Raw genomic sequence first — 26,509 nt, 5'->3', positions numbered from 1 at the left:
GCCGTCTCACGGGCGTGTGGCTGCCCGGCCGGGACCCGGACACCGACATCCCGACGGCGAAGTTCGAGTACCACGTCCGTCAGGACGCGCCGACCTCCATCGTCACCCACACGCTCCGCAACGCCACCGAGTACAACACCAGCTACGAGATCTTCGACGGCTTCCTGCGTCCCCGGCAGACGCAGTCCCCGAGTCCAGGGGTGGACGGGGGGCGGTTGATCACCGACACCTTCCACGACTCCCTCGGCCAGATCGTCAAGACCCGCGCGGCCTACCACAACGCCGAGGACCCCAGCGACACCCTGTTCGTCGCCGCGAACGACGCCGACATCCCCCGACAGACTGAGACCGTCTACGACGGGGCCGGACGTGCCACCGACGTCCTGCACGTGGCGTTCGGTGAGGAGCGCTGGCGCACCACCACCGAGGAGCACGGCGACCGCACCCTGGTCACCCCGCCCGAAGGAGGTGTGGCCACCACCTCCATCACCGACGCCCAGGGCGCTTGGTCGAGGTGCGCACCCACCACGGGCCGACCCCCGAGGGCGACTACGACGCCATCACCTACACCTACGCCAAGAACGACGAACTCGCCACGGTCACCGACCCCGAGGGCAACACCTGGACCAACACCTACGACCTGCGCGGCCGCCTGGTCCAGACCGACGACCCCGTCTCGGGCACCAGCACGATGACCTACAACCAGCTCGACCAGCTGGTGACCACCACCGACGCCCGAGGCGAGACCCTCGCCCACACCTACGACGCACTGGGCCGCCAGACCGGGCTGCACGACGACTCCACCGAAGGTCCGCTGCGTGCCCGATGGGTCTACGACACGAAGGAGAAGGGGCACCTGACCTCCTCCACCCGGTACGCGGACGGCGCCGCCTACACCACCCGCGTGGTGAACTACGACGAGTTCTACCGGCCGATCACCACCGAAATCCTCATCCCCTCCAACGAGACCGGCATCTCGGGCCGGTACCGGTTCGGCACCCAGTACAACCCCGACGGTTCGGTCAGAGCCCAGACCATGCCCGCCGCGGGCGCCTTCGGCCAGGAGACGGTGGCCTACACCTACAACGACCTCGGCCTGCCCATCCAGATGTCCGGAATCACCGGGTACGTCACAAACACCCACTACAGCAAGCTGGGCGAGCTGACCCAGCGCACGATGGACATCGACCAGGCGGGCACCTCGTCGACCTGGCTCACACGCCACTACGACACCACCACCGGGCGCCTGTCCGAGACCAACCTGACCCTCGAACTCGGGGTCACCGGTTCGCTGGTGAACCAGCACTACACCTACGACGACGCGGGCAACGTCCTCAACCTGCGCAACGAACCGACCGCCTCCCACCTGCAGTCGGACGTGCAGTGCTTCACCTACGACCACCTGCGCCGCATGACCGACGTGTGGACCCCCGACGCCACCGGCGCACAGGCCTGCGAGGCAGCCCCCTCGGCTGACGCCCTGGGTGGTCCGGCCCCCTACTGGCACTCCTACACCTACGACACCCTGGGAAACCGCACCACCGAGGTCCAGCACGGTCCCGCCGCGGACATCACCCGCACCTACACCCACGGTGACGCCTCGGGGCTGCGGCCGCAGATGCTGACCCAGGTCGAGGAGACCGGGCCCGGCGGGGACCGGCTGGAGCAGTACTCCTACGACGCGTCCGGGAACATGACCGGTCGCACCACCGCCTCCCGTGACCAGGACCTGGAGTGGGATTCCGAGGGCAACCTGGTCCGGGTCACCGAGGAGGACGGCAGCCAGACCTCCTATGTCCACGACGCCGACGGCTCCCGGCTGATCCGCCACACCCCGGACGCGGCCACCCTGTACCTGCCGGGTATGGAGGTGCGCTTCGACAAGCAGACCATGGTGGAGGAGGCCACCCGTTTCTACGCCTTCGCGGGCGAGACCGTGGCGGTGCGCCAGAACGACGGCACCCTGTCGTGGATCCACTCCGACCACCACGGCACGGGTCAGGTCGCGGTCAACGCCCGCACCGGCGAGGAGACGCACCGGTACACCACGGTGTTCGGCACCGATCGGGGAGGCCAGGGGCAGTGGCCCTCCGACCGCGGGTTCGTGGGCGGCACGATCGACGAGTCGACCGGCCTGACCCAATTGGGAGCGCGGGCCTACGACTCGAACCTGGGTCGGTTCATCTCGGTGGACCCGGTCATGGACGTGACCGACCACCAGCAGATGCACGGCTACGCCTACGCCAACAACAGTCCGGCGACCTACAGCGACGCCAGCGGGCTGTGGTATCTGATCGTCGACGGTCTGACCGACGACGGCCGTGAACAGATCTACACAGGTGTCAAGCGCAACGGTAAGACGTACTGGTACGAGCACCACACCGGCAGGGCCTACCGCAACGTCGGCGGGCACGTGGAGACCCAGCAGTGGTACAAGCCCAGGCAGCGGTCGTCCTCGGCCGTGGCCCGAGAGGCGGCCTACCGTGCCCAGTACCAGGCCGCGCAGGAGAAGTACGAGGCCCGCCAGAAACTGATCGAGGCCGCCACGGGCCTGGCCCAGCTGGTCGCCGACGAGTTGGGCATCACCGCCGGGCTGGAGTGCTTCACCACCGGTGATCTGGGGGCGTGCGGCGAGACCGCGCTGAACGTCGCATTGATGTTCGTGGGCGGTCTGCCGGCGAAGATCGCCGCGAAGTATGGGTTGCGGTGGGGTAAGGCCGCGGAGCTGGGGCGCAAGATCGCCGAGTTGGGCGGTGAGTTGATCGAGGGCATCGACGGTCTGATCGATGCCGGTCGCAGGCTCGATAGCTGCAGGAGAAACAGTTTCGTTGCTGGCACACCCGTCCTGATGGCCGATGGGTCGACCAAACCGATCGAGGACATCGACGTCGGGGACCAGGTGGTGGCCACCGATCCGGAGACCGGTGAACAGTCGGCTCGGACGGTGCTGGCCACGATCGTGGGGTCGGGTGTCAAGACGCTGGTGGAGATCACGGTGGATCCGACCACCGAGCGCGATGCGCCAGAGGGCGAGGACACTGCCGCGGATGAGGGTCGTGGTGGGGTTCCTGGTCCGACGGTTGTCGGTGACGGGGTGATCGCGACCGACGAGCACCCGTTCTGGGTCCCCGAACTGGAGGAATGGGTCAACGCGATCGACCTGGCTCCGGGGATGTGGTTGCAGACCTCGGCCGGTACATGGGTGCAGGTGTCCGCGGTCGGGGTCTGGACGCAGGCCGCGACGGTTCATAACCTGACAGTCCAGGGCGTCCACACGTACGATGTGCTGGCGGGCACCACGTCAGTCCTCGTTCATAATTGTGGGTTCGAGGCTAGAGCGGCAGCGCAATCGGCACCCGCGGACGCCACGATGAGCGCAGCAGCTCGGTTTCGGGGTACAGATATGGTTTCCACCGGTCACTCTGGTCATTCGTCTCGCCCAGCCTATTTTGAGTCCGAGATTGATTCCGCTCTCGCGGATGGTGGGCAGATCGCTGGCCGCGGTGCCGACAACTGCGCAGAGATCCGTGCCTGCAATGCTCTGATTTCCGAACATGGAGCCGACTTTGAGGACCAAGTTGGACGATCACTACAGTTGAGCGACATTGAATTCTTGACTGTTCGCAGTTCAACGGGAGCCCCAGAGGCAGCGTGCCTATCCTGCCAAAGTGTTCTTGTTCGGCGCGGAGCGACAGACCTGTCGAGGTGAGGAGAATGTGCGAGTCAGGGCTGGATGAATTCGGCTCGTTTGACTGTGAGGCGGTTGGGATGCGTCGTGAAGCGGATGACATAGTGGCAGCCCTGGAGCGTGTCGGATTCGCCTGCCATGAGGAGGCAAGGAGCTTCTTAGGTGAATGTCTCGGCCTGAAGGTCGATCATCTTCCAGTCCTCGTTATTTCTGGAGAGAGAGTCTCGAGCTGGACGCGTTTTGACCCGTCCGCCGTATGCACCACTCGTGATGCGAACGTGGCTCGCCGATGCGCAGAGGTTGCTGGCACCGTTTTGTGCCCCGTTGGAGTGGACAGCTTCCATCTGACCGTATACTCGGGAAGTGACGGAAGGTTCTATGCAGGGTTCGATTCGTCGGTCTATGAATATGGGAAAGATCGCAATGCGATGTTCTCGATGATGAAGGCTGGAATGCGTCCAGTCTCATTGGGTGAGTGGGTGCTCAAGTGAGGTGACCTCAGAGACCAAGTCAAAATCCCTGCGAGACGGCTCCGACCATGACATGATCACGTGCTGAGGGCGATGTGTTGCCCGACTGGCTCTGAGGGATCGTCCGGCGGGGCTGTTCGATGGCAAACGGGCCACCACCGAGGCATGTTCGGCCCCCGTCTCCGACTCCACGCTGCTTGGCACACTCACCGCCCTCGACGAAACGGCCCTGGTAGCGATCGCGACGGCACGCATGAAAATCCTGCCACCACGTGTGGACCCTGCTGTACCTGTGCCCTAGCGGATTCACCTGGATCGAGGTCGCGGGCAATCAGGCGACGGGGTGGATCTCCAGGGCTTGTTCAAGTTCGCGAGGGGTCAGGTTCGTAGCCGATCCCGAAGAACGGGAGTGCGCGTTCGGGGTTTGGACACAGGCCGCGACGGTCCATAACCTGACCGTCCAGGGCGTCCACACGTACCATGCGTTGGCGGGGAAGACGCCAGCGCTGGTGCATAATTCTGGGTCCTGTCCGAATTGGTCGACGCGCTATGAGAGTGCTGGTGATGTCGGCGATAAGTACACCGAGGGACAAAGTACACGAGATCCGGCATCGTAGTGGTATCACGAGTACTTGAGCGACGATGAGCTCCTTGATGGTATTAACAACGCGGCGCCGGGAGATGGAATTGCTTCTACGCCTGGCGGGACGCTAGTTGGAGGGCATCATCGTTGGGATGAGCTCCAAGCTAGAGTGAGAAATGGGCGTATTGGCGCAGGCACGCCAATTCGTATCGACGTCTACGGTGGGGAGTAGTACTTGTCGATCATTCGTGAGACCGATCCTGACTTTCGAGTATGTCAGATCAGTTTCGATTCTTTGATTGAGATCCAGTTGGAGGCAGAGAATCGGGGGTGGGCGACTCGGTGGTCCTCAGTGGGCGCACTTCGCAGCCAGGTAAAGAAAGAATCCGTAGTCCTGCAGTCGTTCATGCGGGAAGAGCGAGGGGGTGTTATTCGGGCATACAGGTGTCTCGTGTTGTTCTCGGTCGCTGGTGGGGTAGGTGCTGGAGGAATTGCCACGATTGATCTTGATTCGGCGAGGCTTGAATCGTTTGAGCGGATCGACCGGGACCCGGATACCCGAAGGGTGCTTGCTCGGATGTTCTCCTTGGCGGCGGGAGGGGTATCAATGATCTCGAAAGAGTAGTAGTAATTAGTGCTATAACGAAAGATTTCGATTTGGTGATCGAAGACGGTAGGTTGCCGTGTGTGGCCCAGGGCTCGTGTAGGTTCCGGCGTCGTGTCGATCACCTATTCCTGGACCGTTGTGACCGCATACGCAAGCAGGCACGGGCTTCGCGATCATTGTGGTTCCAGTCGCATGACCCCAAACGTCTTCCGTGCCTGCCCTGCCATTATCACCGCCATAGTTGCGAGACCTACTCCGCTCGACCCCAGTGCCGTGGCTGACCTGTGGCCCTACCTGAAGAAGGTCCCTGCTTCTGATGACCCTTGGCCTGCGTCCTGGTCATCCGCGCCTGCATGACCGTCTCCGGAGCCAAGTGCATCAAGGAGACCGCCGAATGGGGACAACGCGCCCTGCGGCGCTTTCTGGCAACGTGTTTCAAGCCCGGTGTCATACTGATCTTTGATGTGTGGGTTGACGGCCGAGAGAGCTGGGAAAACCCAGGCCATGGAGCTTCCCCTCTCCTCGCCCCGAACCCCTGCCGAGTACGAGAAACGACGCCTGGTCGCCGCTCAGCTGTTCGACCGGGGCGAGCTCTCCCAAGCCGCGATCGCCCGCCTGCTCGGCGTGAGCAGACAAGCCGTCCACAAGTGGCACACCGCCTGGAAGAACGAGGGCCCCGCCGCGCTGGCCGCCCGCCCCCGCGGCGCCGAACCCTTCCTGAACAGCGAGCAGGAGCGTGTCCTGGCCGCCCTGCTCGACTCCAGCCCCACCGAACACGGCTGGCCCGACCAGTCCTGGACCCTGGACCGGGTCAACCACCTCATCAGCGAACGCTTCCACGTCGCCTACGCCGACCCCTCCGGGGTGTGGCGACTACTGCAGCGGATGGGCTTCTCCCACCAGGTGCCTGCGACGCGGGCCGCCGAACGCGACGAGGAAGAGGTCGACCGGTGGCGCACCCAGGTGTGGCCCCGGGCCAAAAGAGGACGCTGAAACCCGTGGTGCGTGGGTCGTCTTCGCCGATGAGTGCGGTGCGAGCACCTCCCCGCCCACCCGTCGCACCTGGGGCCGCAGGGGGCGCACACCGCTGGTGGCCACCCGCCGGGGCCGGCGGGAACGGGCCAACACCGTCGGCTGGCTGTGCGTGCACCCCGCCACCGGGGCGGTGAAGCTGTTCCACACGGTGCACACCCGCTCCTCCATCACCGCCGCGGTGCTGCCCGCCCTGCTGGACCGTCTGCACCGGGCGCTCCAAGGTCCGGTGGTGTTGATCTGGGACAACCACTCCTCGCACTCCGGCAAGCGGATGACCGCCCAGATCACGGCGCGGGACTGGGTGGACGTGGTGTTCCTGCCCCGGTACTCGCCCGAGCTGAACCCGGTGGAGACGCTGTGGGCGCACCTCAAGCGGGTGCTCAGAAGCCGTCTGTTCCGGAGTCTGGAGGAGCTGGAGCAGGTGATCAACGCGCATCTGCGCCTGGTGCGCAGGCGCACCGATCTGCTGCGGGGGTTCATCGACTCGGTGGGCTTGGAACCCTCACCGTTTCCGTCAACCGCATAATCAAAGATCAGTAGAGGCCGTGTTGTATGCCGGGATCGCCTCCCGTCACCCGGTCTGCGCCCCGAGGAGTCGTCGAAGCTGATGTTGGTTCCGGTCGGCATCGTGCTGTCAGAGGCGGCGGAGCGGGAGGCGAGGCTGGTTGCTGCACGACTTTGGCAGGACGCATCAGCGGAGCAGACTCAAGGGTGAAGGCGAGGCTGGTCCCATCAGTGCTACGGCTCCTCTGAGGTGAGGCCGTGCATCCTGTTTCAACTGGGGTCTTGTGGCGCACCTGGCAGGGACTTAAACCTGTGGCCATCGGATTAGGAGGCGTTGCTCTCAGAGCTGCGAGGAGCTGTCTCCTGGAAACTCTTCCCCCGGTTTGGGCTCCTCTGTGGTGGACTTCTCCCTGGTGGGGTTCACGATCTCCTCCATGCGCTTCCTGAAGTCAGACAGGTCTGTCTTGAAGATGCTGCTGTAGTCGTTGCGGATGACGCGAGGGTTCTGGCCCTCCTGGAGGATGTAGAGATCTCCCGTGACGACTTCAGTGATCTCGATGAGCCTTGACTCGTTGATCGTTTTCAGGGCCTGTTCTGTGTAGCCGTGGGGGTTGAGGATCTTGCTCGCTTCGACTTCGTACACCTGCCCCGAAGGGTGGACGGCCTTGATGCGTACGGTGGAGCGACGCTGGCGCAACCAGGTCACGATCATGGTGGTAAGGGCAGTACCCACGGCACTCGTAGCACCGATGAAGGCTGGACTGCCCATCAAGGATTCTGTCGCGCTAAAGAACGTTCCGAGGTCATTGTTGATCTGACCCTGGCTGCCTCCACTGATGGTGTCTTGGTGCCCGAATGAGGGGGAAGTAGGATCACTCATGATCCCAGGGTAAGCCAGGAGGATGACAGTCGTCTGAGTTCTCCCGAAACCTTCTTCGATTTCCGAATTAGAATTGGTGTGATGATCAGGACATAGCATGTCCTACGAAAACTGTTTCGTGCAGGGTGCGGTGGAGGCTGTGGTGTGCCAGGATCGCCTCCATCATCTGTGCGTGGACTCTCACTCGAAGAGAACACGCACAGGCGGCCTTTGTTGGCCTTCGGTGGTGTGCCGGAACGCTGCGGACTCGCGGGCGTCAGCGCCCCCGGCGCTGCACTTGGGCGAGGAAGTTGCGCCACTCCGCTGCCAAGAAGGTCAGTTGGGCGTCGTCACGGTGCTGGGTGTCACGAACGTCGGCACCGGTACTGTGCTCGCGGACCTCGACGCACTCGTTGTTGCCGCCGCTGTAGGACGACGTGTGCCACTCAGCCACCATTGATCCTCTTCATCTCGTTGCGGATGGCTTCCAGGGTCTCATCCGGCCCGGCGGCGACACCGTGCTCCCCGCACACGCGGGGATGCCCCTGTCCCATGCTGGGTTTTTCAGGTCTGTGGCGTTAGTGGGTTTGCTCGTCAGTTGTCGAGGCCGTGCAGGGCCGACAGGACATCGGCAAGTCCGGTGTCCGGTGCGTCCTTGAACTTCTCCCACTGGGTGAGGAGATCAGCGAGGGCGTGGAGTGTTGCTGGGGGGAGTCCGGCCTCGTTCAATGCCGTCGCGGTGTCCTCGAATTCACCCTTCCACCGCCAGGCACGGGCAGCGACGCCGGGATACCGGGTCGGATCGGCTGCTGGATGCTCCCAGGTCCGCACGATCTCGGTCAGCTCCTCGGCCACCCCGTAGTCGGACGCCAGCGCGGTGGCCAACGCGCTCACCAGGCGGGTCGCCTTCTGTGCGACGGTATGGCTGATCTTCAACGCCGAGGCCCGCCCCACCTCACCGAGGTAACCGATGTCCAGGTGCTCGTCGTGGAACAGCCCTCGGACCGTGGCGCACGCCGTGTGCGGTCCGGCCAGGTAGAGGCGGGTGCGTGTTCTGGACGGGGGCGGTGGGCCGATGACGCAGGCGTCGACGACGGTGGCTCCGCCCGCGTTCAGCGGTTCGGCCAGTGCTTCCATACGCTGGGGACGGATCGCGTTGGCCTCCACGTAGATACCGCTGAAACCGTGCTCGGCCATGCTGTGGGCGGTCTCCTCCGCGGCCGTCGGTGGAACCAGGGAGATCACGACATCGCTCGCGGCGATCTCGGTCAGGGTGGCTTCCCGCAGCCCGGCCGCGTGGGCTCGGCGGCGGGTGTCCGGTCCGCGTTGGTCGGGGCACCACAGACACCGAGTCGTTCGTGCCTCCATCTGCGTAGCGATCGCCGCTCCCATCGCTCCGGGATGAAGGATCCCGACCGTGGTGACTTCTTGGCTCACAACGCCTCGTTTCCGGACATCATGACCGGTGCGGGGGAGTAGGAGACGGTGGCCTCGATCGCTTCCCTCACCTGGGCCAGGTGCCGGTTCGCCCGAGGGCGGGGCTGGTCGAGCACAGCGGCCAGCTGCGCCAGTCGGCGCATCGTGCTCTCGATCCGGCGGTCGCTCATGCTGGACAGCACCGTGTCGACGTCCTCTGACAGTCCGTCGAGGTCACTGCGGGCAAGTCGCGCGGTGACCCGGTCCAGGCGCGCGTGGCTCAGCTCTCCGGTGCGGCGCTGAGCAGGTGGGGCGGACTCGTACAACGTGATCGCCTCGGCCGCCGACATCTCGGCCTTGCGGATGCGTTCGGAGCCGCCAAGGTTCAGGTGTGTGGACGAAGCCCAGTAGAGCTGTTTGGCGTGGGGGAAGGCGATCACCCCAGGAAGGTCCTCCTGGGCGTTCTCGCGCATCTCCTCGGCTTCGATGAGCGCGGCGTCTGCTTCCTCCGCGCGTCGCAGTTGGGCCAGGGCGCGGGCCCGGATGCTGGCCGCGCGCAGCAGCGCGGTTCCCTTCGAAGGACGGAACTGGTTCGCGGCCTGCGCGTAGGCCACGGCGTCTTCGGGACAGCCGTCCCAGTAGGCCACCAGTGCCTGCAGGCCACGCACCCAGGCGCGCAACCCGTGGTCCCCCACGAGTTCCCCGTGCAGGTCGGCCACGCGGGCTTGGGTCTGCGCCGCCGAGATTCCACCGAGATCGAAGGAGGCGTTGGCCAGGACCGCGCACAGCCACCCGGCGATGCGGTGCAGGTCCCGCTGCTGGTCAGGGCGATGGCAGCGCTCACGCAACGTCCACGCGCGCTGCCTCAGCTCTCGTGCACGTATCAGGGAGGGCAGCACTGGCCTGTAGGGGTAGGCGGCGGCAAGGTCGTGGACGGCGGAGGCCAGTTCCTCGATGGTGTAGAAGCCGATGGGGGTGTCGATCCGTGCGCCGTATCTGGCGGACTCCTGAGCGCACACTGCGACGGCTTCCTCAACGCTGAGAACGGCGAACGGTTCTTCTCCCGAGGGCGGGTGCTCGGGTACGGCCAAGACCTCCTCGTCCTCCGTTGAGGAACGGGTATCGGTGCTGGCGGGGGCGACGGATTCCCAGGGGCGGGGAGCGAGACCGAGCAGACGGCCGGGAATGCGCATGCCGTCGGCGATGTGGATGATCTTGTCGAACGAGGTGATCTGGACTTGGCCCCGGGCGATCTTGCTGACCCGGTCGGCTTTGATCCCGCAGGAGTCACCGATCTTCCCGAAGCTGATGCCCGCCCGCTGTCGGGCGATGCGAAACACCGCGGAGAAGTCGTGCTGTGCCAGCGCCATTCTCATGTCCTCGCGGTCCAGCACCTCGTCTGGCAGCGCGGCTGGCGGCGTATACGGGGACACGGCACCCCACCTCCTTGTCTCGGATACCCATTGCACACCGACACACGCGCGAGCGCCAACACTCCAGGGGTACCCATGGTGGGTCCCCCTGGCAGGTACCCGTCAAGGGGATCCGCTGCGCGTACTTTCACAGCCACCCTGGAGCCCGGACAACCGACCGATCCGAAGGGCACAGGAATGGGTCCAGTACCAGCAGTGGGCAGGCGAGCCTCACCAGCGCTTCCACATCATGGAGCACCTTCTGGTGCCCACAGCCGACTCCGGGGGTGCGGGGCGCACGTCAGCGCTGATGTCTGTCAAGGGCGAATCCACTTCCCGACGTGCTGGGAGCGGAGTGCGCGGATCGCAATTTCCGATTTCGCTCCATGCCCCATCGAAAGCTGTGAGTCCTGTCGTCCGCTGAGTAGTGCTCGTTTGGAGCTGGTATGGGGTCTGTTTCCGAAATCCGGTGCCATAGGCGTGACCTGCCGCCAACGGCCGCAATGGGCTCGCCGGAGGCACCGCCGCTCCTCGCCCGTCGGGTGACCGCGTCGACGGACCTTGCGCCCGTGACGGTGGGGAATCTTGGCGATCCGGTGGGGCATGCGATGGCCGTGCCGGGCCTTGCCGCGTATGCCAAGGTCGTCCGCCGCCGTCTACGCGCTCTGGTCTGCCTGACCGAGCGCCAGATCGCGAGCGTCGAACTGTCGGCCAGCGAGCTCTTCAACAACGCGATCCAACACTCGCGCAGCGGCGAACCCAGCGGTGAGGTCGTGGTTGCGGTGTTCAAGCTCCCCGGGCGCACCCAGGTCCGTGTGATCGACGACGGCCCGCGCGCCGATGATTTCACCGTCCCCCACCTACGCCGGGGGAACGGGGAGGCCGAGAGCGGGCGGGGTCTGTTCCTGGTGGCCGAGGAAGCCGACCGGTGGGGGACGGTCCACCACGACGACGGCCGCACCAGCGTGTGGTTCGAGGTCGACCGTGTCCGGGCGCCCAGGACATCGGCTGAAGGGGAAGGCCGGTGACGCCTCGTGGGGTGGAGGTACGAGGACGATCTCGACTACTACCAGGCCGCCCATCGCCTCCGAAAACGGCACGGACGGCTCTGGCTGATCCTGTGGGGTCCGGCCTCGCGAGCGTACTTCGCCTTCTTCCAGGGCCAGGCCCACGTCCCACCGATCGTGGCGGCCACCAGCGAGGAGCTGCACGCCCGGATCGTGCGTACCGAGCGCGAGCTGGCGCACCCGCCTGCGGCCCGCTCGTGATGGCCATGCCCCAATCCGGGATGTACGTGGTCCTCCACCCGGCCCATCACCCACACCCCCTGCCCCCTTCCGTCCCTCCCCGGTCGACCACGTTCGCGATGAACGACCGCACCCTCTACCTCATCCGCGCCGACTGCCTCGCCGGGACGCTCACCACAGGGGCGGGGACCGGGGCGTGGTGCGGCATGACCCACACCGGGCGACGGGTCCTGCTCTGCCGCGGCCCGGGTCTCGCGCGGCCCGCAGCGGCCTCGGAGGGCCACACACCTTGGCCGTGGTGAAGCGGTGCGGTCAGACCTCGGTGGAACGGCCGGGTACGACGTCCGGACCGTCACCGGGATATCGATGAATACGAGTGGAGAACGATTCAGGTGCCAGAAGTGAGCGTGGTGATCCCCTTCTACGGAGATCACCCAGGACGCGATGCGTTGTCGAAGGTCACGGCCGCGTGGCTGGAACAGGATGTTCCGTGTGAGGTCGTCGTCGCCTTCACCGGCCAGAGCACGCCCACGGTGGCGCGGGACGTGGACACGCACAGGCGTGTACGGGTGGTTCGCGCGGACGCCGATGCGTGTGCTCCGGGGGTGCTGCGCAATCTCGGTGCGGAACAGGCCCGTGCACGCGTGCTGTATCTCTCGGACGCGGACGTGGTCCCCATCGGCGGGGACTTCCTGGCGCGGGCCCTGCGGGTGGCGGATGGACGGCCGTTGTGCCAGCCCTGGATGTACCGGCTCGTGGAAGGCCCGAACGCCGTGGCCAGTCTGCGTCCCGGTTCGTCCGGAGCCGATCGGGACGGATTGTTCTGCTTCGCCACCGTGGAAGCCGGGGGCTTCCTGAGCCCGGTAGACGGGGAGGACATGCTCTGGCAGGACCGGGAGCGCCGGGGCCGGAGCACCCGAACACCGTCCGTTGTCCCTCCGCCGAGTCTGGTACGTGAACCAGGTGACGAACGGCGGAGCAGGGCCCCCTACCACTGGGGCGGCTTGCTGCTGGAGAGCACGACATTTGCCCAGGTGGGAGGCTACTGCACGCGCTATCGCGGGTGGGGCTGCGAGGACGACGACCTGTTGGTGAAGCTGAGCGCGCACGGCGAGGTGCTCCGCGGATGGCAGACGGATCCCACCTGGGCGTGCGCGCACGTGGAGCACGGGTACGCGCATGCGGGCACAGCTGAGCACGACGCGAACCGTGCGATCTACCGGGAGCGGCTCGCGTCGGGACCAGAGGCCATGATCGCTGACGACCTCGCGGTGTTCACATGAGGCCGACGTTCACCGAGGACGGATCAGCGACAGACCTCGTGCTGGCGGGGTGGCGACTGCGGGTCGTGGCCGCGGAACCCGCCATGGTGGAGGGCACGCTCGAGGTGATGGTGCCACCCTGCGCCCTCGCGGCTCCGGACGCGGCCGCCGACTGGACCGTGCGAGTCCGCGAAGCGGCGACCTCGTTGGAGGACGAGGCTCGGGAACTGTTCGCGGACCGACCCGTGCTGGCGTTCCCCTACGGCGGGCCACGCCTGGCGGTCGTGGGACGAGACGGGCCAGCGTTGCGAGTGGTGGGTCGCTATCGGCCGGACGGAGCCGCAGTGTTCGTCGACGTCGATCACGCGCGCCGTACCACCGATGTCACGGTGGATACCGGGAGGTCACGGGATGGGCGATGGGTGGATTGGCTCGTCCGTGCCTTCTTCGCCTCGCGATTGCTCGCCGTGGGGTGGAGGATGCTGCACGCCTCGGCGGTCGCGGTCGACGGCGTGGCCGTGCTGTTCCTCGCGGGCCGGCAGGGAGGCAAGTCCACTCTGGCGCACCGGGCGTGCACGGAACTCGATGCGGCATTCCTGGCCGATGATCTCGTGCTCGTGGGCCCTGACCTGACGGTGGTCGGCTGGCCGACGAGGGTTGCCGTCCCCGTTGACCTGACTGGTGCAGGTCAGGGCGGCAGGGTCCAAGAGCGGGTGGTGAACGGGCGCGTGCGGCGGCGTGTGCTGTTGAGCCCGCTGGAACACAGGGGCAGGCTCGGTGTGAGGTACTCGCCGCCGGTCCCGTTGGGCGCGGTGGTGTGCGTCGAGCCCGCCGACAGGGCGGCGGGGCGGAGCGTGCGACCGGTCGTGGCGGGCGAAGTGGGACGGGACGCGTGGGGTGGGGCCCTCGCACGGGCAGTGGATGTTCCCGCGCAGCGCCTCTACGTGGGCGATCTACTCGGGCTGACCGGTGCCCCGGCCCCGCTACGGGTCCAGGCCCCGGTACCGCTTCGCGAGTCGAATGTGCCCCAGGGGGTGACGGCGGCGGCGCTGCGGGTGGCGGACATGGCGCATCTGTCGACGGTGCCGGTGTGGGACGCGCTCACGGCACTGGTTCCGTGCCTGGGGGTGCGATGACCTTCGATGAGGATCGTGCCGTGTTCGCCCTGTCCAGCGCCGGACGCCAGTTCAGTGTCGACGCCTCCACGAAGCTGACCTCCTGGTGGCCGCGGATCCAGCCGCACCTGCCCGGTGTCTCGTCCAGAGCACTACTCGTCGATCCAGCCCCCGAGACGGTCGACATGCTCGTCCCTCATACGGCCGGGGCAAGCGACACCCGGAGGTCGCTCAACGCGGGCCTGCACCGGCTGCACCTGGGGCACGACACGCTGTGCGTGCACGCGGGCGCCCTACGCCGTCCCGATGGAGACGGGGCGGCACTGCTGCTGGGCGGCCACGGTGCGGGCAAGACCCTCGTCACCGCGGCGTTGGCTCTGCGCGAGTGGCGGGTCCTGGCCGGAGACGTCGCCCTGGTGGACGTGGCGGCATCCGGTCAGGCCAGCGTGCGCGGCGGTACGGGCGCTTTCTTGGCCCGGCGCGGACCCCTGCGCCGCTGGTTCCCCGACATCGGCGTCGGTGACGGCGCGGACACGGGGAAGGTGGATCTGCGGTCCCGCTTCGCTCACGAGACGCCCGTCGTCCCGTGTGCGGTGTCCGTCGTGGCTGTGGTCGACGTCGACGGCGACCCGCGTACTGGGGACGGGACGGTCGGACTCCTGGACCAGCACACGGCGGCCACACAGTGGCTGCGCTCCAGCGCTCACCTGCTGGACCGGGTCATGGAGGACGAGGACGCGGTGCTGCGTGAAGTCGAGGACGCCGCCGCGATCCGGCATCGCCTGGCGTTGGTCCGCTCACTGGCCACCGCCATGCCCGTGCACACGGTGCGTGGGGTCCCACGCACGATCGCGGAACACATCGACGCACTCGCGGGAGGGGAGCGGCCATCGTGAAGGTACGAGCGCTGGCGATGGATTTCGGCGGGACCCTGGCCCGACCGGGGCCTGACCCCGACGGCCGCACGGTCGCTGCCATCGTGCGCGCGACACCCGGCACGCTGGTCCCGGAGGCGTTCGCCGACGCTTTCGACGCCGTGCACCGGGCCGTGCGCCAGACAGACCGCGCACGGGAGACGCACACCCCGTTCGCTCAGGAGATCCGTCAGGCCGCGCGAGCGTGTGGGGCACGGGTACCGGACCCGGACGCCGCCGCCGATGCGGTGTTCTCCGCCATTCCGGACGCGCACGTCGACCAGGGTGCGGCCGAGGCATTGCGTCTACTGCACCGGCGAGGACTGGTGTGCGTGCTGGCGTGTGACACGCAACGGCCCGCATGGGTGCGGCGCCGCACCCTCGAAGCGGAGGGCATCGCGGACCTGTTCGACGCCCTGGTCTTGTCCAGCGCGCTCGGTGTTCGCAAGCCGAACCCCGCGTTCTACAGGGCTGTCATCGAGGCATGCGGGTGCCCGGCCCAGGAGGCCTTGTTCGTCGGGGACACCCCCAGCAAGGACGTCCTCGCCCCTCACGCGTTGGGGATGCAGGCGGTCCTGATCTCCCTCTCGGGCCGACCCGACGGGATGGAGGAATCGATCGGCGTCCTCCCCCATCTTCGCGATCTACCCCATTACCTGGAGACCACCGATGCCCTCTGAACCCGCGGAACGCTCACCATCCCCGAACACGGCCCCACCAATGGTGTCCCCCAGCGCGGGCCGGGTCTACTTCTCACGGGGCCGCGCGCACCTGTCCCCACCCCGGCTCGTGCCCGAAGGGGTGGTGACGGGGCGATTCAGCGTGCTCAGCCCCGGAACCGAGCGGCGGCGCATGGCCGCGACCGTCTCGGAGCCGCCCTCGGCGGCCGGATACATGAGTATGGGCCGAGATCCCCGCTCCGGGGGCTGGATGATCGCACCGGTCGCACACGGCGCACCATTCGAGCCTGACATCGACGGCGCGGTCGTGGCCCCGGAAGGGGTATCCGTGCACGTGGCGGCGCTGGCCCGGTTCGGCCAGATGGCGTTGCTCGGTCTGGACCGCCTACCGGCGCGAACGGACCTGGACAACGCCGTGGTGGTCGGGTCTGGCCCGGTCGCGTTGGGATGCGTCCTGGAGTTGCGCCGACGCGGTGTGCGCCAGGTGCGTGTGTTGACCCGGCGGGCCGCGCCCCCGATCGGGCACGCCCCAGGGGCGGAGTGCGTCGACCGGCTCCCTCCCGGCAGCGGATTGGTCATCGACGCGGTCGGCGACCCCGGCCCGATCGCCGACGCGCTCTCCCCAGGATCCGTGCTGGGGTTGCTCGGTACCCCGGAGGCGGACGTCGTACTGCCCGCAGCCGTCATGCACCGCGGGGGGTGGACGGTGGTCGGCATGCACGAGCTCGCACCGATGCGGACCGGCTCCTACCAGACCGCTTACCACACGGTGGCGGCACACCTGGCCGAGACCCTTCCGCCGGACCTGATCAGGGTGTGGTGCCGTACCGTTCCAGGGGAACGGGCACCGAACGTGCATGCCCTCCTGGCCGGGCGGGGACGCCCCCAGGAGCCCGTCATCGTCTTCGCGTGGGCTCCGTGACCGGCGCGGAGCCCGGGATCGGGCTGTACAGCATATCGGTACGTGGCCTGGAGGTACCCGACCTGCTCGGCTGGGCCCGCGCTGAGGGGGTCGCCTTCGTCCACCTGCGCGGCGGGACACGGGGATACGCGCTCACCGAACGCGACGCCGCCACCCTGAAGCACTGGCGCGCCGTCACCGAGCAGACGGTTCCGATCACCGGTGTCACCGCCGACACCGACCTGGCCGAACTCCTGGACACGGACGCGACGGTGCGTGACCGCGCGCGCCGGAGTCTGGGCCGGATGGCCTGGGCCGCCGCATCGCTCGGCGCGGGATGGGTGCGCCTGCTGGCCCGCACTCCGCTGGACCCCGCCATGGTCCAGCGGGCCGGCGCGGTCCCGGTGATGGCGGTTCCACTGCTGGTCGAGCTCCACCATCCCGCCTGGCTCACCCCGGCACCCGCCACGGCTCTGGGAAGGCTTCTGGACCAGTCCCCCCATCTGCGGGTGCTGGCCGACACAGCGCAACTCGCCGCCATGCTCACCACCGTGGGCCCGCACACCGTCGCCGGGCTGGATCGAGTGATCGCGGCGACGAACGTCCTGCACCTGTCAGATCAAGGCCACGGACTCCGCCATCCCGGGCACGCACAGATCGCCACGGCCATCGCACGTCGACTCGACGACGACCACGAGATCGAAGTGGCGGTGGAGTGGACCGGGCCGGACCGCAGCCCCGCCACCGCGCTGGACCGGTACCGGGCGGCAACCGCCTGGTGGCGGGGCCTGCGCGAACAGCACAGGAGGAGCCACGTATGAAGGGAACACGGCCCCGTCCGTGGGTCGTCGTCAGTGACTACCCGGCCTGGCCGAGCCCGTACTTCACCGAACTCGAACGACACGCACCCCGAGAGCTGCGCCTGGAGTTCGCCCCCGATCTGGCCGTACTGGAAAGGCGGCCGGAGCCACCCGGCGTCGTCAACCTGCACCGCCTCAAACGCCTGTACCGCGACAGGAACGGGCGACGAACCCCCGAAGCGGTCGCCGTGATGCTGCACCGCTTGGAGGGGCTGCGCTCATCGGGGTGGCGGTTGGTGTGGACGGTCCACAACCTCCTGCCCATCGACGGCGGTGTACCAGGTGAGGCCGACCACCGCGCGGCACACGGCGTCCTCGCCCTCGCTGACGCGGTGATCACCCACACCCACGCCGACGCCCGCCATCTGGCCACCGTCACCGACGCTCCCATCACGGTCGGCGGATGGGCCGGGCTGACCGCACCCGAGGCGACCACGCCGCCCTCGGCCGATGTGCGCGGTCTGGTATCCGCCCTCACGGACGCACCTTCCTCCGTTCTCGTCCTGGGCAACCTCACCGCCTACAAGGGGCTGCTCCCCGCCGTGGACGCCTTCACCGCCCACACCCGCACCACGCACCTGTTCCTGGCCGGACCCTGTTCCGACCCCGCCCTGGCCCGAACGCTGCGTGAGGTCGCCGCCGACACCGGCTCACGGGTCCACGTGCACACCGGACGTATCCCCGCCGAACACGTCCACCTGCTCTACCGGGCCGCCGACACCGCATGGTGCCCCTACCGCACCGACGGCGCGTGGGAGTTCTTCACCAAGGTCCTGCACCCCAGCTCGGTCGGCACCGCAGTCGCTTTCGGTACCCCAGTGATCGCACCTGAGCTGCCCGCCATCACCGAGATGACCACCGGACATCCCCGCCTCCTCTACCCGCCCCGCCACGGGCCGGGCCCTGCCCTGGCCGCCCACGAGGCCACCACGGGCACACCGCCCGTGCGGAGGCCGAGGGACGGGACGTCGCGTTGGCGGAGCATCACCGCCTCGTACGCACACCTGGCCCAGACCCTCGCCGCCGACGAACAACGACAACGTGACTGACCGTCCACCCGCCACGAACAGGAAAGGCCCACCCATGCCAGAGTCCACTCCCAGCACCGACGCCGACATCCCGCAGATCACCGAGCTGCTGGACACCCACTACGACCTGCCCCACGTGAGGCTGGACCGACTGCCCATCGGGCAGGGAGCGATCAACTACCGGGCGACCACCGGGGACCGAACCGTCTTCGTCAAGCGCTACCCCCCAGGAACGGACATGGCGCGGAGAACGACGCCATCGCCCTGACCCGGCTGGCGGGTGAGCACGGCGTCCCCGTCGCCCGCGTGGTGACGTCCGTCAAAGGTGAGACCCTCACCCGCTCTGGGCCGGTCGCGATCTCGGTGTGGGAATGGGTCGACGGCCGCACCGAGACCAACGGGCTCACCTCCGCCCAACTGTCCGCCACGGGGCACGCTCTGGGCCTGATCCACCGAACCTTCGCCGCTCACCCCGCGACCCAGTCCACCCCTCCGGACCTCACGGACTGGTTCCACCCGGACCTGCCGAAAACCCGGGCCACCATCGACACCCTCCAGGACCTGATCGCCAACCGTCGGCCAGGCGACGACTTCGACGCCATCGCCGCGACCACACTCGAAGAGCGGCGCGCCGCACTGGAGCAGGTCCCCGACCTACTCGCTGGCCTCCCGGACGACCTGACCACCCAGGTCCTGCACGGCGACTACAGCGCGGTGAACCTGCTGTTCGACGGCGACGACATCGCGGCCGTGTTGGACTTTCGCCCACCGGTGCCGTTCCTGGTCTCCTTCGAACTCGGCCGGATCGCCTTCGACCCGCGCACCGTCGTCCTGAGCCAGAACTGGCCCGTCTCAGCCGTCACCCTCGTCCACGCCTACCGCGACGCCCACCCCGACGCCGCGCGCCAGGACGTGCGCGCCTGCGCCCGCGTGGCACTGATCCAACTGGTGACGAGTCTGTACGGAGTCAAGCAGCACTACCTCGCACCGGGATTGCTCCAAGACGACTTGGACGCGTTCTGGGTGCTGCGCCACCGTGCGGCCACACGGCTGCTGGACCGCCTCCCCGAGGTCGAAGCCATGCTCGACGACGCAACCGCGAGCACCTCTCAGCCCTGACCGCCGGACGGTCACGGCCCCACCCACACTCAGGAGTCACACCATGCCCCCTGCATATCCACTGACCGCTGCCCCGAGCGAACCGCACTGGACCGTGATCCGCGGACCGCTCACCACCGAGCAGATCCACACGGCCGTAGACGCGACAACCGCACGGCACGCGCTGACCGCCGAGCGGATCGGTGACACCGCGCTGCGGTTGACCGACGCCACCACACGCCAGGCCGTCGCCACGCTGCGGTGGCGGCCGCTACCACCACAGTCTCCGAACACCCTCGGCTACCAGATCCCCGTCCCCGCCACCACCGAACTCCTGGTCGACTCCGGACCCCGCCCGAACCAGGCCATCGTGCACGACCTCACCCGAGGCTCGAAACAGCGGCCCTGCCCTACACCGACACCGAACTTGACGGCATCCGCGCCTCCATGCCGCTCGTGGACCGCTACAGCGCACCCAGTCCCGACTTCGACCAGTGGGCGCTGCTGTTTCGCGACCACTACCTCGAACACAGCGTGGGATTCGTCCTGGGCATGGAACGGGCGGGCATACCGTCCCAGTGGATCTACACCCTGGACAAGGGCGACCGCACTCTGCGCAGGCAGCGCGTGCACGCCACCTTCCTCGCCCGGGGGTACCGCAGCGACCTGCTGGACAACACCGCCGTCAACGACCCCGCCACCCACGCCGCTGACCTGGAACGCGTCAGAGCCGACATCGACGCGTTCATCGACGCCGCCCACACCGACGGCCGCCGGGTACTGGTCGTCGATGACGGCGGGCTTCTCGCCCAAGGCTACGGGGCCAAGGACGCGCGGCGGCGCGTCGACGCCGCGATCGAGTTGACCGTCAGCGGGCTCAAGCGGATCGCCGCCGCCGAACCCCTCGGCATCCCCGTGTGGAACATGGCCCGGTCCACGACCAAGACGCTGCTGGGCTACCCGGAGATCGCCGACTCCTGCATGCGGCGACTCCGCGCCATGGTTCCCGACCGCAAGTTCATCGGCCGCCACGTCCTGCTCGTGGGGTACGGCACCCTGGGCTCACGTCTCGCCCCGGCGCTGCGGACCCTGGGCTGCCGCGTCGACGTGGTCGACACCGACCTGGCGGCGCTGATCAGTGCCGGTGAAGCGGGCTACCCCACCCACAGGAGCCTCGCCGATGCCCTACGCCTGACCCAACCGTTCCTGGTCATCGGCACCACCGGAGAACAAGCCCTCACCGCCGCGGACCTACCACTGCTGCCCGACGGGGTGCTCCTCGCCCCGTTCGCCACCCGCGACTTCTCCGTCCTCGCTGACCCCGTGCACACGCCTCAGGGCACCAGCATCCCCGGCGTCGGCACGCGGTTCCCTCTACCCGACGGCCGACACGCGGTCCTGCTCGGCGACGGTCGTTCCATGAACCTGTACGAAGCCGATTCCATCCCCAACCAGGGCTACGACGCGTACCGCGCCGGGACCCTCATCGCCGCTCGACACCTGTGCGCCGATCCGGAGAAGCCCCCCTTCGGCCTCCACCGGGAACGGGCCGATCAGGTGATCACCGATGCCGGTCTCTTCGAGGCGTACTACGATCTCTACCTCGCCCACCCGCAGCGCCCCGCCAACACGGCGAGCACACCCAACCCCGCCCGTGCACACGCCAAGACGAACGTGTGCGTCGTCGGTTACGGCGTCGCCGGCCGCCTCCACACCGACATCCTCAGCAGGCTCGGCGCCGACGTGGCGATCATCGATCCCAAGCACCAGGACCTGCCCCGCGCGCACCGTTCGTTCCCCCACCAGGTCAGCGAACTTCCCTCGAACGTGGCGGCCAGGGTCGATCTGTGGTCGGTGTGCACTCCCACCAGCGAGCACCTGCCCCTCGTGCGCGCCATCCTGGCCCACAACCCCCAGGCCCGGATCCTGTTGGAGAAACCGGCCTGCCAGGGGCATGAAATCGACGCGTTCACCGAAGTGCTCGCCGCCCACCCCGGGGCGAAGGTCATGGTGAACGACCAGTACCGACACGCACGGGTCCTACCCGCCTTCACCGACCTGATCGCCGATCTGGAACCCAAGGCCCGCATCCGCCGCGTGAACATCACATTCACCAAGGACCGGACCACCGACATCGCCAACGGCCGATTTATCGACCGCACCTACGGGGTCCTGGGCTACGAGTGGCTGCACATGCTCACCGTCCTGGCGCATGTCCTGCCACCATCGACGATGAAGGCGTATCTGGAAGCCCCGCCTTCCGCGACCACGCTGCACGCGACCTATGATCCCCGGCTGTTCGTCTCCGCTCTGACCGAACGGACCGCCGTCCACGACGATGCGGGCAGGAACGTTGGCCTAGAACTGGCCTCGTCGATTCTCGGCACGAACCTCATTCCTGAGGCCGTGACAGCGCTCCAGCCGTCGCGGAACCACGGCCCTCGCCCTGCTGACAGCCGCTACCGGCACATGAGCGTGCAGGCGGGGAACACCCGATTCATCCTTCAGTTCGCCCCCGTCACCACTCCCACGGGACAACGGCTCGACCGCAACCACCACCGACTCGCCGCGCACCGAGACGGTGAGCTCATCCACGAAACCGTCCTTCACGACTCCCCGCTCGCCAACGCACTGCGGAACGCCGTCACCGCCCTCTTTGACACGGCTCCAACACCAGGCCCGGAGCTGGCGCACCTACGACGGATCGCCGCCCTCGCTGAATACCTCCGTGCCCAGGACCCGCACCGTCCTCAGACCGAAAAGGTGTGAGCGGAAGGGTTGAAGTTTCTCGCCCATCCAAGCGACCATCGACCAGCCCTGACCAGGCTCGACACCCATTCCTTAGGAATTGTGGCGCGTTGTGTCTATTTGTGTGGGTTTATGGGTGAGAAGCGCAGTTCCGAGGGCGTACGACTTCGGGGCCATTGACACTCACCCCAGGCCCCGCAGGGGCAGGGGCCAGCCTCGTCTGGGGGCTGGTGAAGAGGAAAAGGAAGGGGTGCCCCGGGCCGGTGCCGCAAACACCGACCGGGGGCGTGATTCTCACCTGATGACGCAGGAGGAAATCGTGGAGAAGTCTATCGGGCGGCACCGCAAGCGCCGACAGGGGTGGGGCGAACACGTGCGCTGGTTGCTCGGCGCGGTGCTGGCCGCCGTCTTCTGCGGCTCGACAAGCCGAGCCGTGCCGCCAACGCCAGAGCCCCAAGTCCGGCGACCGCGTCCGGTTCGGAGTGCTCGGCCGGATGAGGAATCCGCCTCGAAGCCGCCGGTGGGTGGGAGGCCGAGGGTGGCTTCGTGTGCCGACGCGGAGAGCGGGGCTGACGGGGGCGTGCCTGTGGTGCCGCGTCAGCGGGACCCGTATGTGGGGCGGCGTGGGTGGTGTGTGGACGATGACGGGGTGTGTGGGGTGCGTCCTTACCTCGTCCGAGCGGAGGAGCGCTTCCTCCCCGGCCGGACCGAAGCGCCTGTAGGGGGTGGTCACGGCGACCTCCTGGCCACCGTTCACGAGCCAGCGCCCGTGTCCGCTCCCGCTCCGGTTCCTGAGAGTGGTGGGGAGGGTGAGTTCGCTGAACTGGCCCTCCTCGTGCGCCGATGGCAGGCCGTCGCCGTCACGACCTGACTGGTAAGAGCAGGCACCCCGGTGTGGTGCCGCCCCTGTCCATCGTCGGCACCACACCCGGAGGGTTGTTCTTCGTTCTCGTCCTCGTGTTACAGGTCGGCCGTGCGATATCGAACGGGCGTAGCAGGAAGAGAATTCTGGAATGGTTTCAGTCGTTTATTGCGCCTGCCCGGGAGGGGCTGCTGAACCCCGAGTGAACACGATTTGAACCAGGGCCAACGGGTGGGCCGTCGTGTGAGCCGACACCTGGGCCGCCCCTGTGGCCCACCCCTCCAACAACATCTTCGCAGGTCATACGGGGTTCAGGTGGGCCGACGCGTGTCCAGACTTATACCCAGGTGGGTAGTGATCTTCGCGTAGGGGGCGGGGCGCGCCGACGAGCGGCGGGCACCCCGCCCCTGGTCTTCCTCGTATGGGTTCGTCTTTCCCTCGAATCCTTCCTCCTCATGAATCTCTTCGTGTTCTCTTCTCTTATTTCCTCAATCTGTGCTGAAGCATCCGTTTCGTGGCGCGCGGTGGGGTCGGTGGAGACGGCGGGGGGATCGCCCGGGCCCGTGTGGTGGAGGAGTGCCGGTGGTGAGCGCTTTGAGTGGCTCCGTGCGACTGGCGGGGCACGCGAGCCGGAACGGGCCTGCTTCTTGTGGTGCGGCTCTGGGAGATCGGTGACCGTGTGTCGTGTGCGTCGCCGGGTGTCGTCGGGGTCGTGGAGGAGAGACTGGTGGGAGAGAGGGTGTCCTGTTGCTGTCTGTTGCCGCGCCGTGGTGGTGGCTGGTGGGTGATCCCCGGGCCACGGTCGCTCCCGATGTCGGGGGTGTGTGGGCCGGTGTCGGCCCCGTGGCCCCTGGCGGGCCGTGGGCCCCTGTTCGGGGTGTGCGGGGCGGACAGGGCCGCTTTCGGTCCTGGTCGTGAATGGCGGCATTTCGCCCGTATCGGATGGGCGGTGGTGGGGTGTGCGGGACCGGCGAGCACACCAGGAGCGAAACATCGCCTCCAACCCCGGGCCACGCGGGAGGTCCACCCCCGTTGGCCTGGGGTTCCCTCGCCTCTGGGGTTGTCATCCCATCGGATGGGAGGTCTGCTGGGTGCCCAGCTTTGGGCTGTCTCGTCAGGTTCCTGTCTGTCCGGGGGTGTGCTGGTCGAGTGGGGTCAGAGTCTCCTCGACGGTCGTGGTCACGATCGCGGTCTCCTCCCGGGTCAGGGTGCGGGTGCGGCGCAGCCGGGTGGTGACGGTGCGGGTCACGACCTGCGCGGTGGGAGCGGCCGATGTCCTGGTCTTGAGGTCGTTGTACACGGTCCAGGAAAGTGTCGCGGCAGCGACGATGAGGGCGGCCACCGCGACGGGGTCCAGGAACCGGTCGGGTATCTGGTCGGTGTCGCGGGCGTGGAGGGCGGCCTCCACATCGGTGATCAGCTGGGGGCCGTGGAACGCGCTCAGCCGCTCGGCGGCCGCCCGCGCCCCCGTCGCTGCGGGGTCGTTCATAGGTGTCTCCTTGGCGGTCAGGTGTTGGTCGTGTGGACGAACGCGCGCACCGTCTCTGGGAGGGGCTGCCCGGTGACGGTGTGCCAGGTCTGCTCCAGGACCGGCAGGCCGAGCCGCCTGGTCAGGCGCGCGAGATGGGCGGGCGCGGGCCCCGTCGAGGGGTGGGGAAACTCCCGAAACAGCGCAACGCTTCGAACCATCCACTCCAGCGCCTGCCGCACCTGTCCCCGCGCCTCGCACAACAACCCCAACTGCCCATAGGTCATGGCGATGCCGGGTTGGTTGTTGAGTTGTGCGTTGATGGTGAGGGATGTGTGGTACCAGGTGTCGGCGTCGTCCAGGTTCCCGCGTTCTTGGGCGGTCATGCCGAGTGCGTGGTAGGTCAAGGCCATGCCGGGTTGGTTGTTGAGTTGTGCGTTGATGGCCAGGGATTTGTGGTACCAGGTGTCGGCGTCGTCCAGGTTCCCGCGTAGGTAGGCGGTGATGCCGAGCTGGTGGTAGGACCTGGCCATGCCGGGTTGGTTGTTGAGGCGTTCTTTGATGGCCAGGGATTTGCGGTACCAGGACTCGGCCTCCTCCAGGTGTCCGCGTTCTTCGGCAATCCTGCCGAGCTGGTGGTAGACGACGGCGAGGTGTTTGCGCTGCTGGTCGGAGGCGGGCTGGGCCCGCAGGGCGGCCAGAAGGCTGGCGTAGGTGTCCTGGGCCGCATCGAGCCGGTGAGCGCCCAGATGCCGGTCGGATTCTGCTCCGATGGTGAACAGCCACAGCGCCCCGGCGGGGGTGCCCAGGCCGGGCGGGGCGCCATCACCCGCCTCGACCGCCAAGCGGACCCGGTCCGCCCAGGACTGGGCCTCCACCCCCATCCCCCGCACCTGCCAGTACTCGTCGAGGGTTTGGATGACGGCCTGCGCCCGGTCCCAGTGGTGGTGGTCCAGGGCATAGCCGAGCTGGTGGCCCAGATTGGCCTGGGGGACTGTAAGAGTAAGGGCTCTGTCCCCATTCCGGTGGTGACGTAGGGCATCAACATGTCACGCTCAGTTGAGTGTGACGTCAAGGAACTCCTGAAGATCGTCTTCTCCGGTCTGCTCCCCCTGATCATCGAGGAAGTCCTCGACGAGGGCACCCAGATACGGCTCCGCGCCCGGACCCCCGACCGACCAGCCCACTGCCCGCTGTGCGAAGCCCCCTCAGCGAAGGTCCACGCCTACCACCAGCGCACCCTCACCGACACCCCCGTGGACGCCAGGGAAGTGTCCGTCGTAGTCCGAGTGCGCCGCCTGGCGTGTCCGACTCTCGGCTGTCCCCGTCAGACCTTCCGGGAACAGCTTCCCGGTGTCCTGGCCCGCTACCAGCGGCGCACACCCCGCCTGGCCGCCCAGGTCGGCACGGTGGTTCGCGAACTCGCCGGACGGGCGAGCACCCGGGTGCTGTCCGCCCTGGCCACACGAATCTCCAGGAACACCGCGCTGCGGAACCTGATGCGCCTGCCCCTGCCCAGGCATCCGGTGCCGCGCGTGCTGGGGGTGGACGACTTCGCGCTGCGTCGGGGACGCCGCTACGCCACCGTGCTCACCGACGCGGTCACCAACACCCGCATCGACGTCCTGCCCGACCGCACCGCCGACACCCTGGAAGCCTGGCTGCGCGACCACCCCGGGATCGAGATCGTGGTGCGCGACGGGTTCGCCGCCTACGCCGAAGCCATCCGCCGGGCGTTGCCCGACGCTGTGC

At 67.6% G+C, this 26,509-nt stretch carries 24 protein-coding genes; 18 read left to right on the top strand and 6 right to left on the bottom strand.

Annotated features, from left to right (window positions below):
• Nucleotides 1-514 precede the first annotated feature (514 nt).
• The 4 genes from BJF83_RS29435 to BJF83_RS16750 all read left to right on the top strand — a co-directional run bounded on the left by BJF83_RS29435 (nt 515) and on the right by BJF83_RS16750 (nt 6,909).
• Nucleotides 515-3,709 carry an RHS repeat-associated core domain-containing protein gene (locus tag BJF83_RS29435; protein ID WP_394329348.1) on the top strand — a complete coding sequence of 1,065 codons (3,195 nt, stop codon included), beginning with the start codon at nt 515-517 and terminating at the stop codon, nt 3,707-3,709.
• A 5-nt stretch (nt 3,710-3,714) separates the two neighbouring features.
• Nucleotides 3,715-4,179, top strand: coding sequence for an SUKH-3 domain-containing protein (locus tag BJF83_RS16765; protein ID WP_075927034.1), 465 nt, complete (start codon nt 3,715-3,717; stop codon nt 4,177-4,179).
• A gap of 1,673 nt (nt 4,180-5,852) precedes the next feature.
• Nucleotides 5,853-6,341 carry a winged helix-turn-helix domain-containing protein gene (locus BJF83_RS16755; RefSeq protein ID WP_075927032.1) on the top strand — a complete coding sequence of 163 codons (489 nt, stop codon included), beginning with the start codon at nt 5,853-5,855 and terminating at the stop codon, nt 6,339-6,341.
• Nucleotides 6,256-6,909: an IS630 family transposase gene (locus BJF83_RS16750; RefSeq protein WP_083678574.1), complete on the top strand. Its 654-nt coding sequence runs from the start codon at nt 6,256-6,258 to the stop codon at nt 6,907-6,909. Before BJF83_RS16755 ends, BJF83_RS16750 begins: the two co-directional genes overlap by 86 nt.
• A gap of 318 nt (nt 6,910-7,227) precedes the next feature.
• Here BJF83_RS16750 and BJF83_RS16745 read toward each other — a convergent pair whose 3' ends face one another.
• From BJF83_RS16745 to BJF83_RS27945, 4 genes are all read right to left on the bottom strand, one after another.
• Nucleotides 7,228-7,767 (bottom strand): hypothetical protein, encoded by a 540-nt coding sequence (locus BJF83_RS16745; protein WP_158070391.1) that lies wholly within the window; start codon nt 7,765-7,767, stop codon nt 7,228-7,230.
• A 256-nt stretch (nt 7,768-8,023) separates the two neighbouring features.
• Complete coding sequence (locus BJF83_RS16740; protein ID WP_075927030.1) at nt 8,024-8,203, bottom strand: DUF397 domain-containing protein; 180 nt, start codon at nt 8,201-8,203, stop codon at nt 8,024-8,026.
• 137 nt (nt 8,204-8,340) lie between these two features.
• Nucleotides 8,341-9,183 carry an NAD(P)-dependent oxidoreductase gene (locus BJF83_RS16735; protein WP_143831937.1) on the bottom strand — a complete coding sequence of 281 codons (843 nt, stop codon included), beginning with the start codon at nt 9,181-9,183 and terminating at the stop codon, nt 8,341-8,343.
• On the bottom strand, nt 9,180-10,532 hold the full coding sequence (locus BJF83_RS27945) for a hypothetical protein (RefSeq protein WP_075927028.1): 1,353 nt from the start codon (nt 10,530-10,532) through the stop codon (nt 9,180-9,182). The genes BJF83_RS16735 and BJF83_RS27945 overlap by 4 nt, the downstream gene beginning before the upstream one ends.
• 650 nt (nt 10,533-11,182) lie before the next feature.
• Here BJF83_RS27945 and BJF83_RS16725 point away from each other — a divergent pair.
• From BJF83_RS16725 to BJF83_RS16670, 13 genes are all read left to right on the top strand, one after another.
• The gene (locus BJF83_RS16725) at nt 11,183-11,602 is read left to right on the top strand and encodes an ATP-binding protein (RefSeq protein ID WP_262391627.1); all 420 of its coding nucleotides are present in this window, start codon (nt 11,183-11,185) and stop codon (nt 11,600-11,602) included.
• Nucleotides 11,603-11,608: 6 nt separating this feature from the next.
• Nucleotides 11,609-11,842 carry a hypothetical protein gene (locus BJF83_RS16720; RefSeq protein ID WP_075927026.1) on the top strand — a complete coding sequence of 78 codons (234 nt, stop codon included), beginning with the start codon at nt 11,609-11,611 and terminating at the stop codon, nt 11,840-11,842.
• Nucleotides 11,843-11,940: 98 nt separating this feature from the next.
• Nucleotides 11,941-12,123 (top strand): hypothetical protein, encoded by a 183-nt coding sequence (locus tag BJF83_RS26890; protein WP_143831936.1) that lies wholly within the window; start codon nt 11,941-11,943, stop codon nt 12,121-12,123.
• A gap of 90 nt (nt 12,124-12,213) precedes the next feature.
• Nucleotides 12,214-13,104: a galactosyltransferase-related protein gene (locus BJF83_RS16710; protein WP_083678572.1), complete on the top strand. Its 891-nt coding sequence runs from the start codon at nt 12,214-12,216 to the stop codon at nt 13,102-13,104.
• Nucleotides 13,101-14,219, top strand: a complete 1,119-nt coding sequence (locus tag BJF83_RS16705; RefSeq protein ID WP_075927023.1) for a hypothetical protein — start codon at nt 13,101-13,103, stop codon at nt 14,217-14,219. The genes BJF83_RS16710 and BJF83_RS16705 overlap by 4 nt, the downstream gene beginning before the upstream one ends.
• On the top strand, nt 14,216-15,094 hold the full coding sequence (locus BJF83_RS16700; protein ID WP_262391626.1) for a hypothetical protein: 879 nt from the start codon (nt 14,216-14,218) through the stop codon (nt 15,092-15,094). Before BJF83_RS16705 ends, BJF83_RS16700 begins: the two co-directional genes overlap by 4 nt.
• The gene (locus BJF83_RS16695; protein ID WP_075927022.1) at nt 15,091-15,792 is read left to right on the top strand and encodes an HAD family hydrolase; all 702 of its coding nucleotides are present in this window, start codon (nt 15,091-15,093) and stop codon (nt 15,790-15,792) included. Before BJF83_RS16700 ends, BJF83_RS16695 begins: the two co-directional genes overlap by 4 nt.
• Before the next feature lie 40 nt (nt 15,793-15,832).
• Nucleotides 15,833-16,714, top strand: a complete 882-nt coding sequence (locus BJF83_RS16690) for a hypothetical protein (protein WP_262391625.1) — start codon at nt 15,833-15,835, stop codon at nt 16,712-16,714.
• Complete coding sequence (locus tag BJF83_RS27555; RefSeq protein ID WP_075927021.1) at nt 16,702-17,514, top strand: hypothetical protein; 813 nt, start codon at nt 16,702-16,704, stop codon at nt 17,512-17,514. Before BJF83_RS16690 ends, BJF83_RS27555 begins: the two co-directional genes overlap by 13 nt.
• Entirely contained in the window at nt 17,511-18,602 is a 1,092-nt protein-coding gene (locus BJF83_RS26885; protein ID WP_075927020.1) for a glycosyltransferase, read from the top strand. Before BJF83_RS27555 ends, BJF83_RS26885 begins: the two co-directional genes overlap by 4 nt.
• Before the next feature lie 34 nt (nt 18,603-18,636).
• The gene (locus tag BJF83_RS29430) at nt 18,637-18,849 is read left to right on the top strand and encodes a hypothetical protein (RefSeq protein WP_262391624.1); all 213 of its coding nucleotides are present in this window, start codon (nt 18,637-18,639) and stop codon (nt 18,847-18,849) included.
• A gap of 38 nt (nt 18,850-18,887) precedes the next feature.
• Nucleotides 18,888-19,700, top strand: coding sequence for a phosphotransferase (locus BJF83_RS16675; protein ID WP_394329347.1), 813 nt, complete (start codon nt 18,888-18,890; stop codon nt 19,698-19,700).
• Nucleotides 19,701-20,126: 426 nt separating this feature from the next.
• On the top strand, nt 20,127-22,448 hold the full coding sequence (locus BJF83_RS16670; protein WP_075927019.1) for a Gfo/Idh/MocA family oxidoreductase: 2,322 nt from the start codon (nt 20,127-20,129) through the stop codon (nt 22,446-22,448).
• Between the two features lie 1,955 nt (nt 22,449-24,403).
• Here BJF83_RS16670 and BJF83_RS16665 read toward each other — a convergent pair.
• Both BJF83_RS16665 and BJF83_RS16660 read right to left on the bottom strand, forming a co-directional pair.
• Nucleotides 24,404-24,778: a hypothetical protein gene (locus tag BJF83_RS16665; RefSeq protein ID WP_075927018.1), complete on the bottom strand. Its 375-nt coding sequence runs from the start codon at nt 24,776-24,778 to the stop codon at nt 24,404-24,406.
• A 17-nt stretch (nt 24,779-24,795) separates the two neighbouring features.
• Nucleotides 24,796-25,641: a tetratricopeptide repeat protein gene (locus BJF83_RS16660; protein WP_075927017.1), complete on the bottom strand. Its 846-nt coding sequence runs from the start codon at nt 25,639-25,641 to the stop codon at nt 24,796-24,798.
• Between the two features lie 162 nt (nt 25,642-25,803).
• Here BJF83_RS16660 and BJF83_RS16655 point away from each other — a divergent pair.
• On the top strand, nt 25,804-26,509 hold a 706-nt coding region (locus BJF83_RS16655; protein ID WP_262391622.1), incomplete at its 3' end, for an ISL3 family transposase.

Origin of the sequence: Nocardiopsis sp. CNR-923, from assembly GCF_001942255.1 — a bacterium.
Taxonomy (GTDB): Bacteria; Actinomycetota; Actinomycetes; order Streptosporangiales; family Streptosporangiaceae; genus Nocardiopsis.
Note: the sequence above shows the minus strand (reverse complement) of the source record. Positions and strands in the feature narration are given on the sequence as shown.

What these genes read in the sequence shown, in the direction of transcription:
- BJF83_RS16745 (WP_158070391.1), bottom strand. Translation starts at nt 7,767, where the DNA reads ATGAGTGATCCTACTTCCCCCTCATTCGGGCACCAAGACACCATCAGT.
- BJF83_RS29430 (WP_262391624.1), top strand. Translation starts at nt 18,637, where the DNA reads ATGCCAGAGTCCACTCCCAGCACCGACGCCGACATCCCGCAGATCACC.
- BJF83_RS16755 (WP_075927032.1), top strand. Translation starts at nt 5,853, where the DNA reads ATGGAGCTTCCCCTCTCCTCGCCCCGAACCCCTGCCGAGTACGAGAAA.
- BJF83_RS16670 (WP_075927019.1), top strand. Translation starts at nt 20,127, where the DNA reads ATGCCGCTCGTGGACCGCTACAGCGCACCCAGTCCCGACTTCGACCAG.
- BJF83_RS16665 (WP_075927018.1), bottom strand. Translation starts at nt 24,778, where the DNA reads ATGAACGACCCCGCAGCGACGGGGGCGCGGGCGGCCGCCGAGCGGCTG.
- BJF83_RS26885 (WP_075927020.1), top strand. Translation starts at nt 17,511, where the DNA reads ATGAAGGGAACACGGCCCCGTCCGTGGGTCGTCGTCAGTGACTACCCG.
- BJF83_RS27945 (WP_075927028.1), bottom strand. Translation starts at nt 10,532, where the DNA reads ATGGCGCTGGCACAGCACGACTTCTCCGCGGTGTTTCGCATCGCCCGA.
- BJF83_RS16705 (WP_075927023.1), top strand. Translation starts at nt 13,101, where the DNA reads ATGAGGCCGACGTTCACCGAGGACGGATCAGCGACAGACCTCGTGCTG.
- BJF83_RS16740 (WP_075927030.1), bottom strand. Translation starts at nt 8,203, where the DNA reads ATGGTGGCTGAGTGGCACACGTCGTCCTACAGCGGCGGCAACAACGAG.
- BJF83_RS16660 (WP_075927017.1), bottom strand. Translation starts at nt 25,641, where the DNA reads ATGGGGGTGGAGGCCCAGTCCTGGGCGGACCGGGTCCGCTTGGCGGTC.
- BJF83_RS16700 (WP_262391626.1), top strand. Translation starts at nt 14,216, where the DNA reads ATGACCTTCGATGAGGATCGTGCCGTGTTCGCCCTGTCCAGCGCCGGA.
- BJF83_RS16690 (WP_262391625.1), top strand. Translation starts at nt 15,833, where the DNA reads ATGGTGTCCCCCAGCGCGGGCCGGGTCTACTTCTCACGGGGCCGCGCG.
- BJF83_RS26890 (WP_143831936.1), top strand. Translation starts at nt 11,941, where the DNA reads ATGAACGACCGCACCCTCTACCTCATCCGCGCCGACTGCCTCGCCGGG.
- BJF83_RS16765 (WP_075927034.1), top strand. Translation starts at nt 3,715, where the DNA reads ATGTGCGAGTCAGGGCTGGATGAATTCGGCTCGTTTGACTGTGAGGCG.
- BJF83_RS16725 (WP_262391627.1), top strand. Translation starts at nt 11,183, where the DNA reads ATGGCCGTGCCGGGCCTTGCCGCGTATGCCAAGGTCGTCCGCCGCCGT.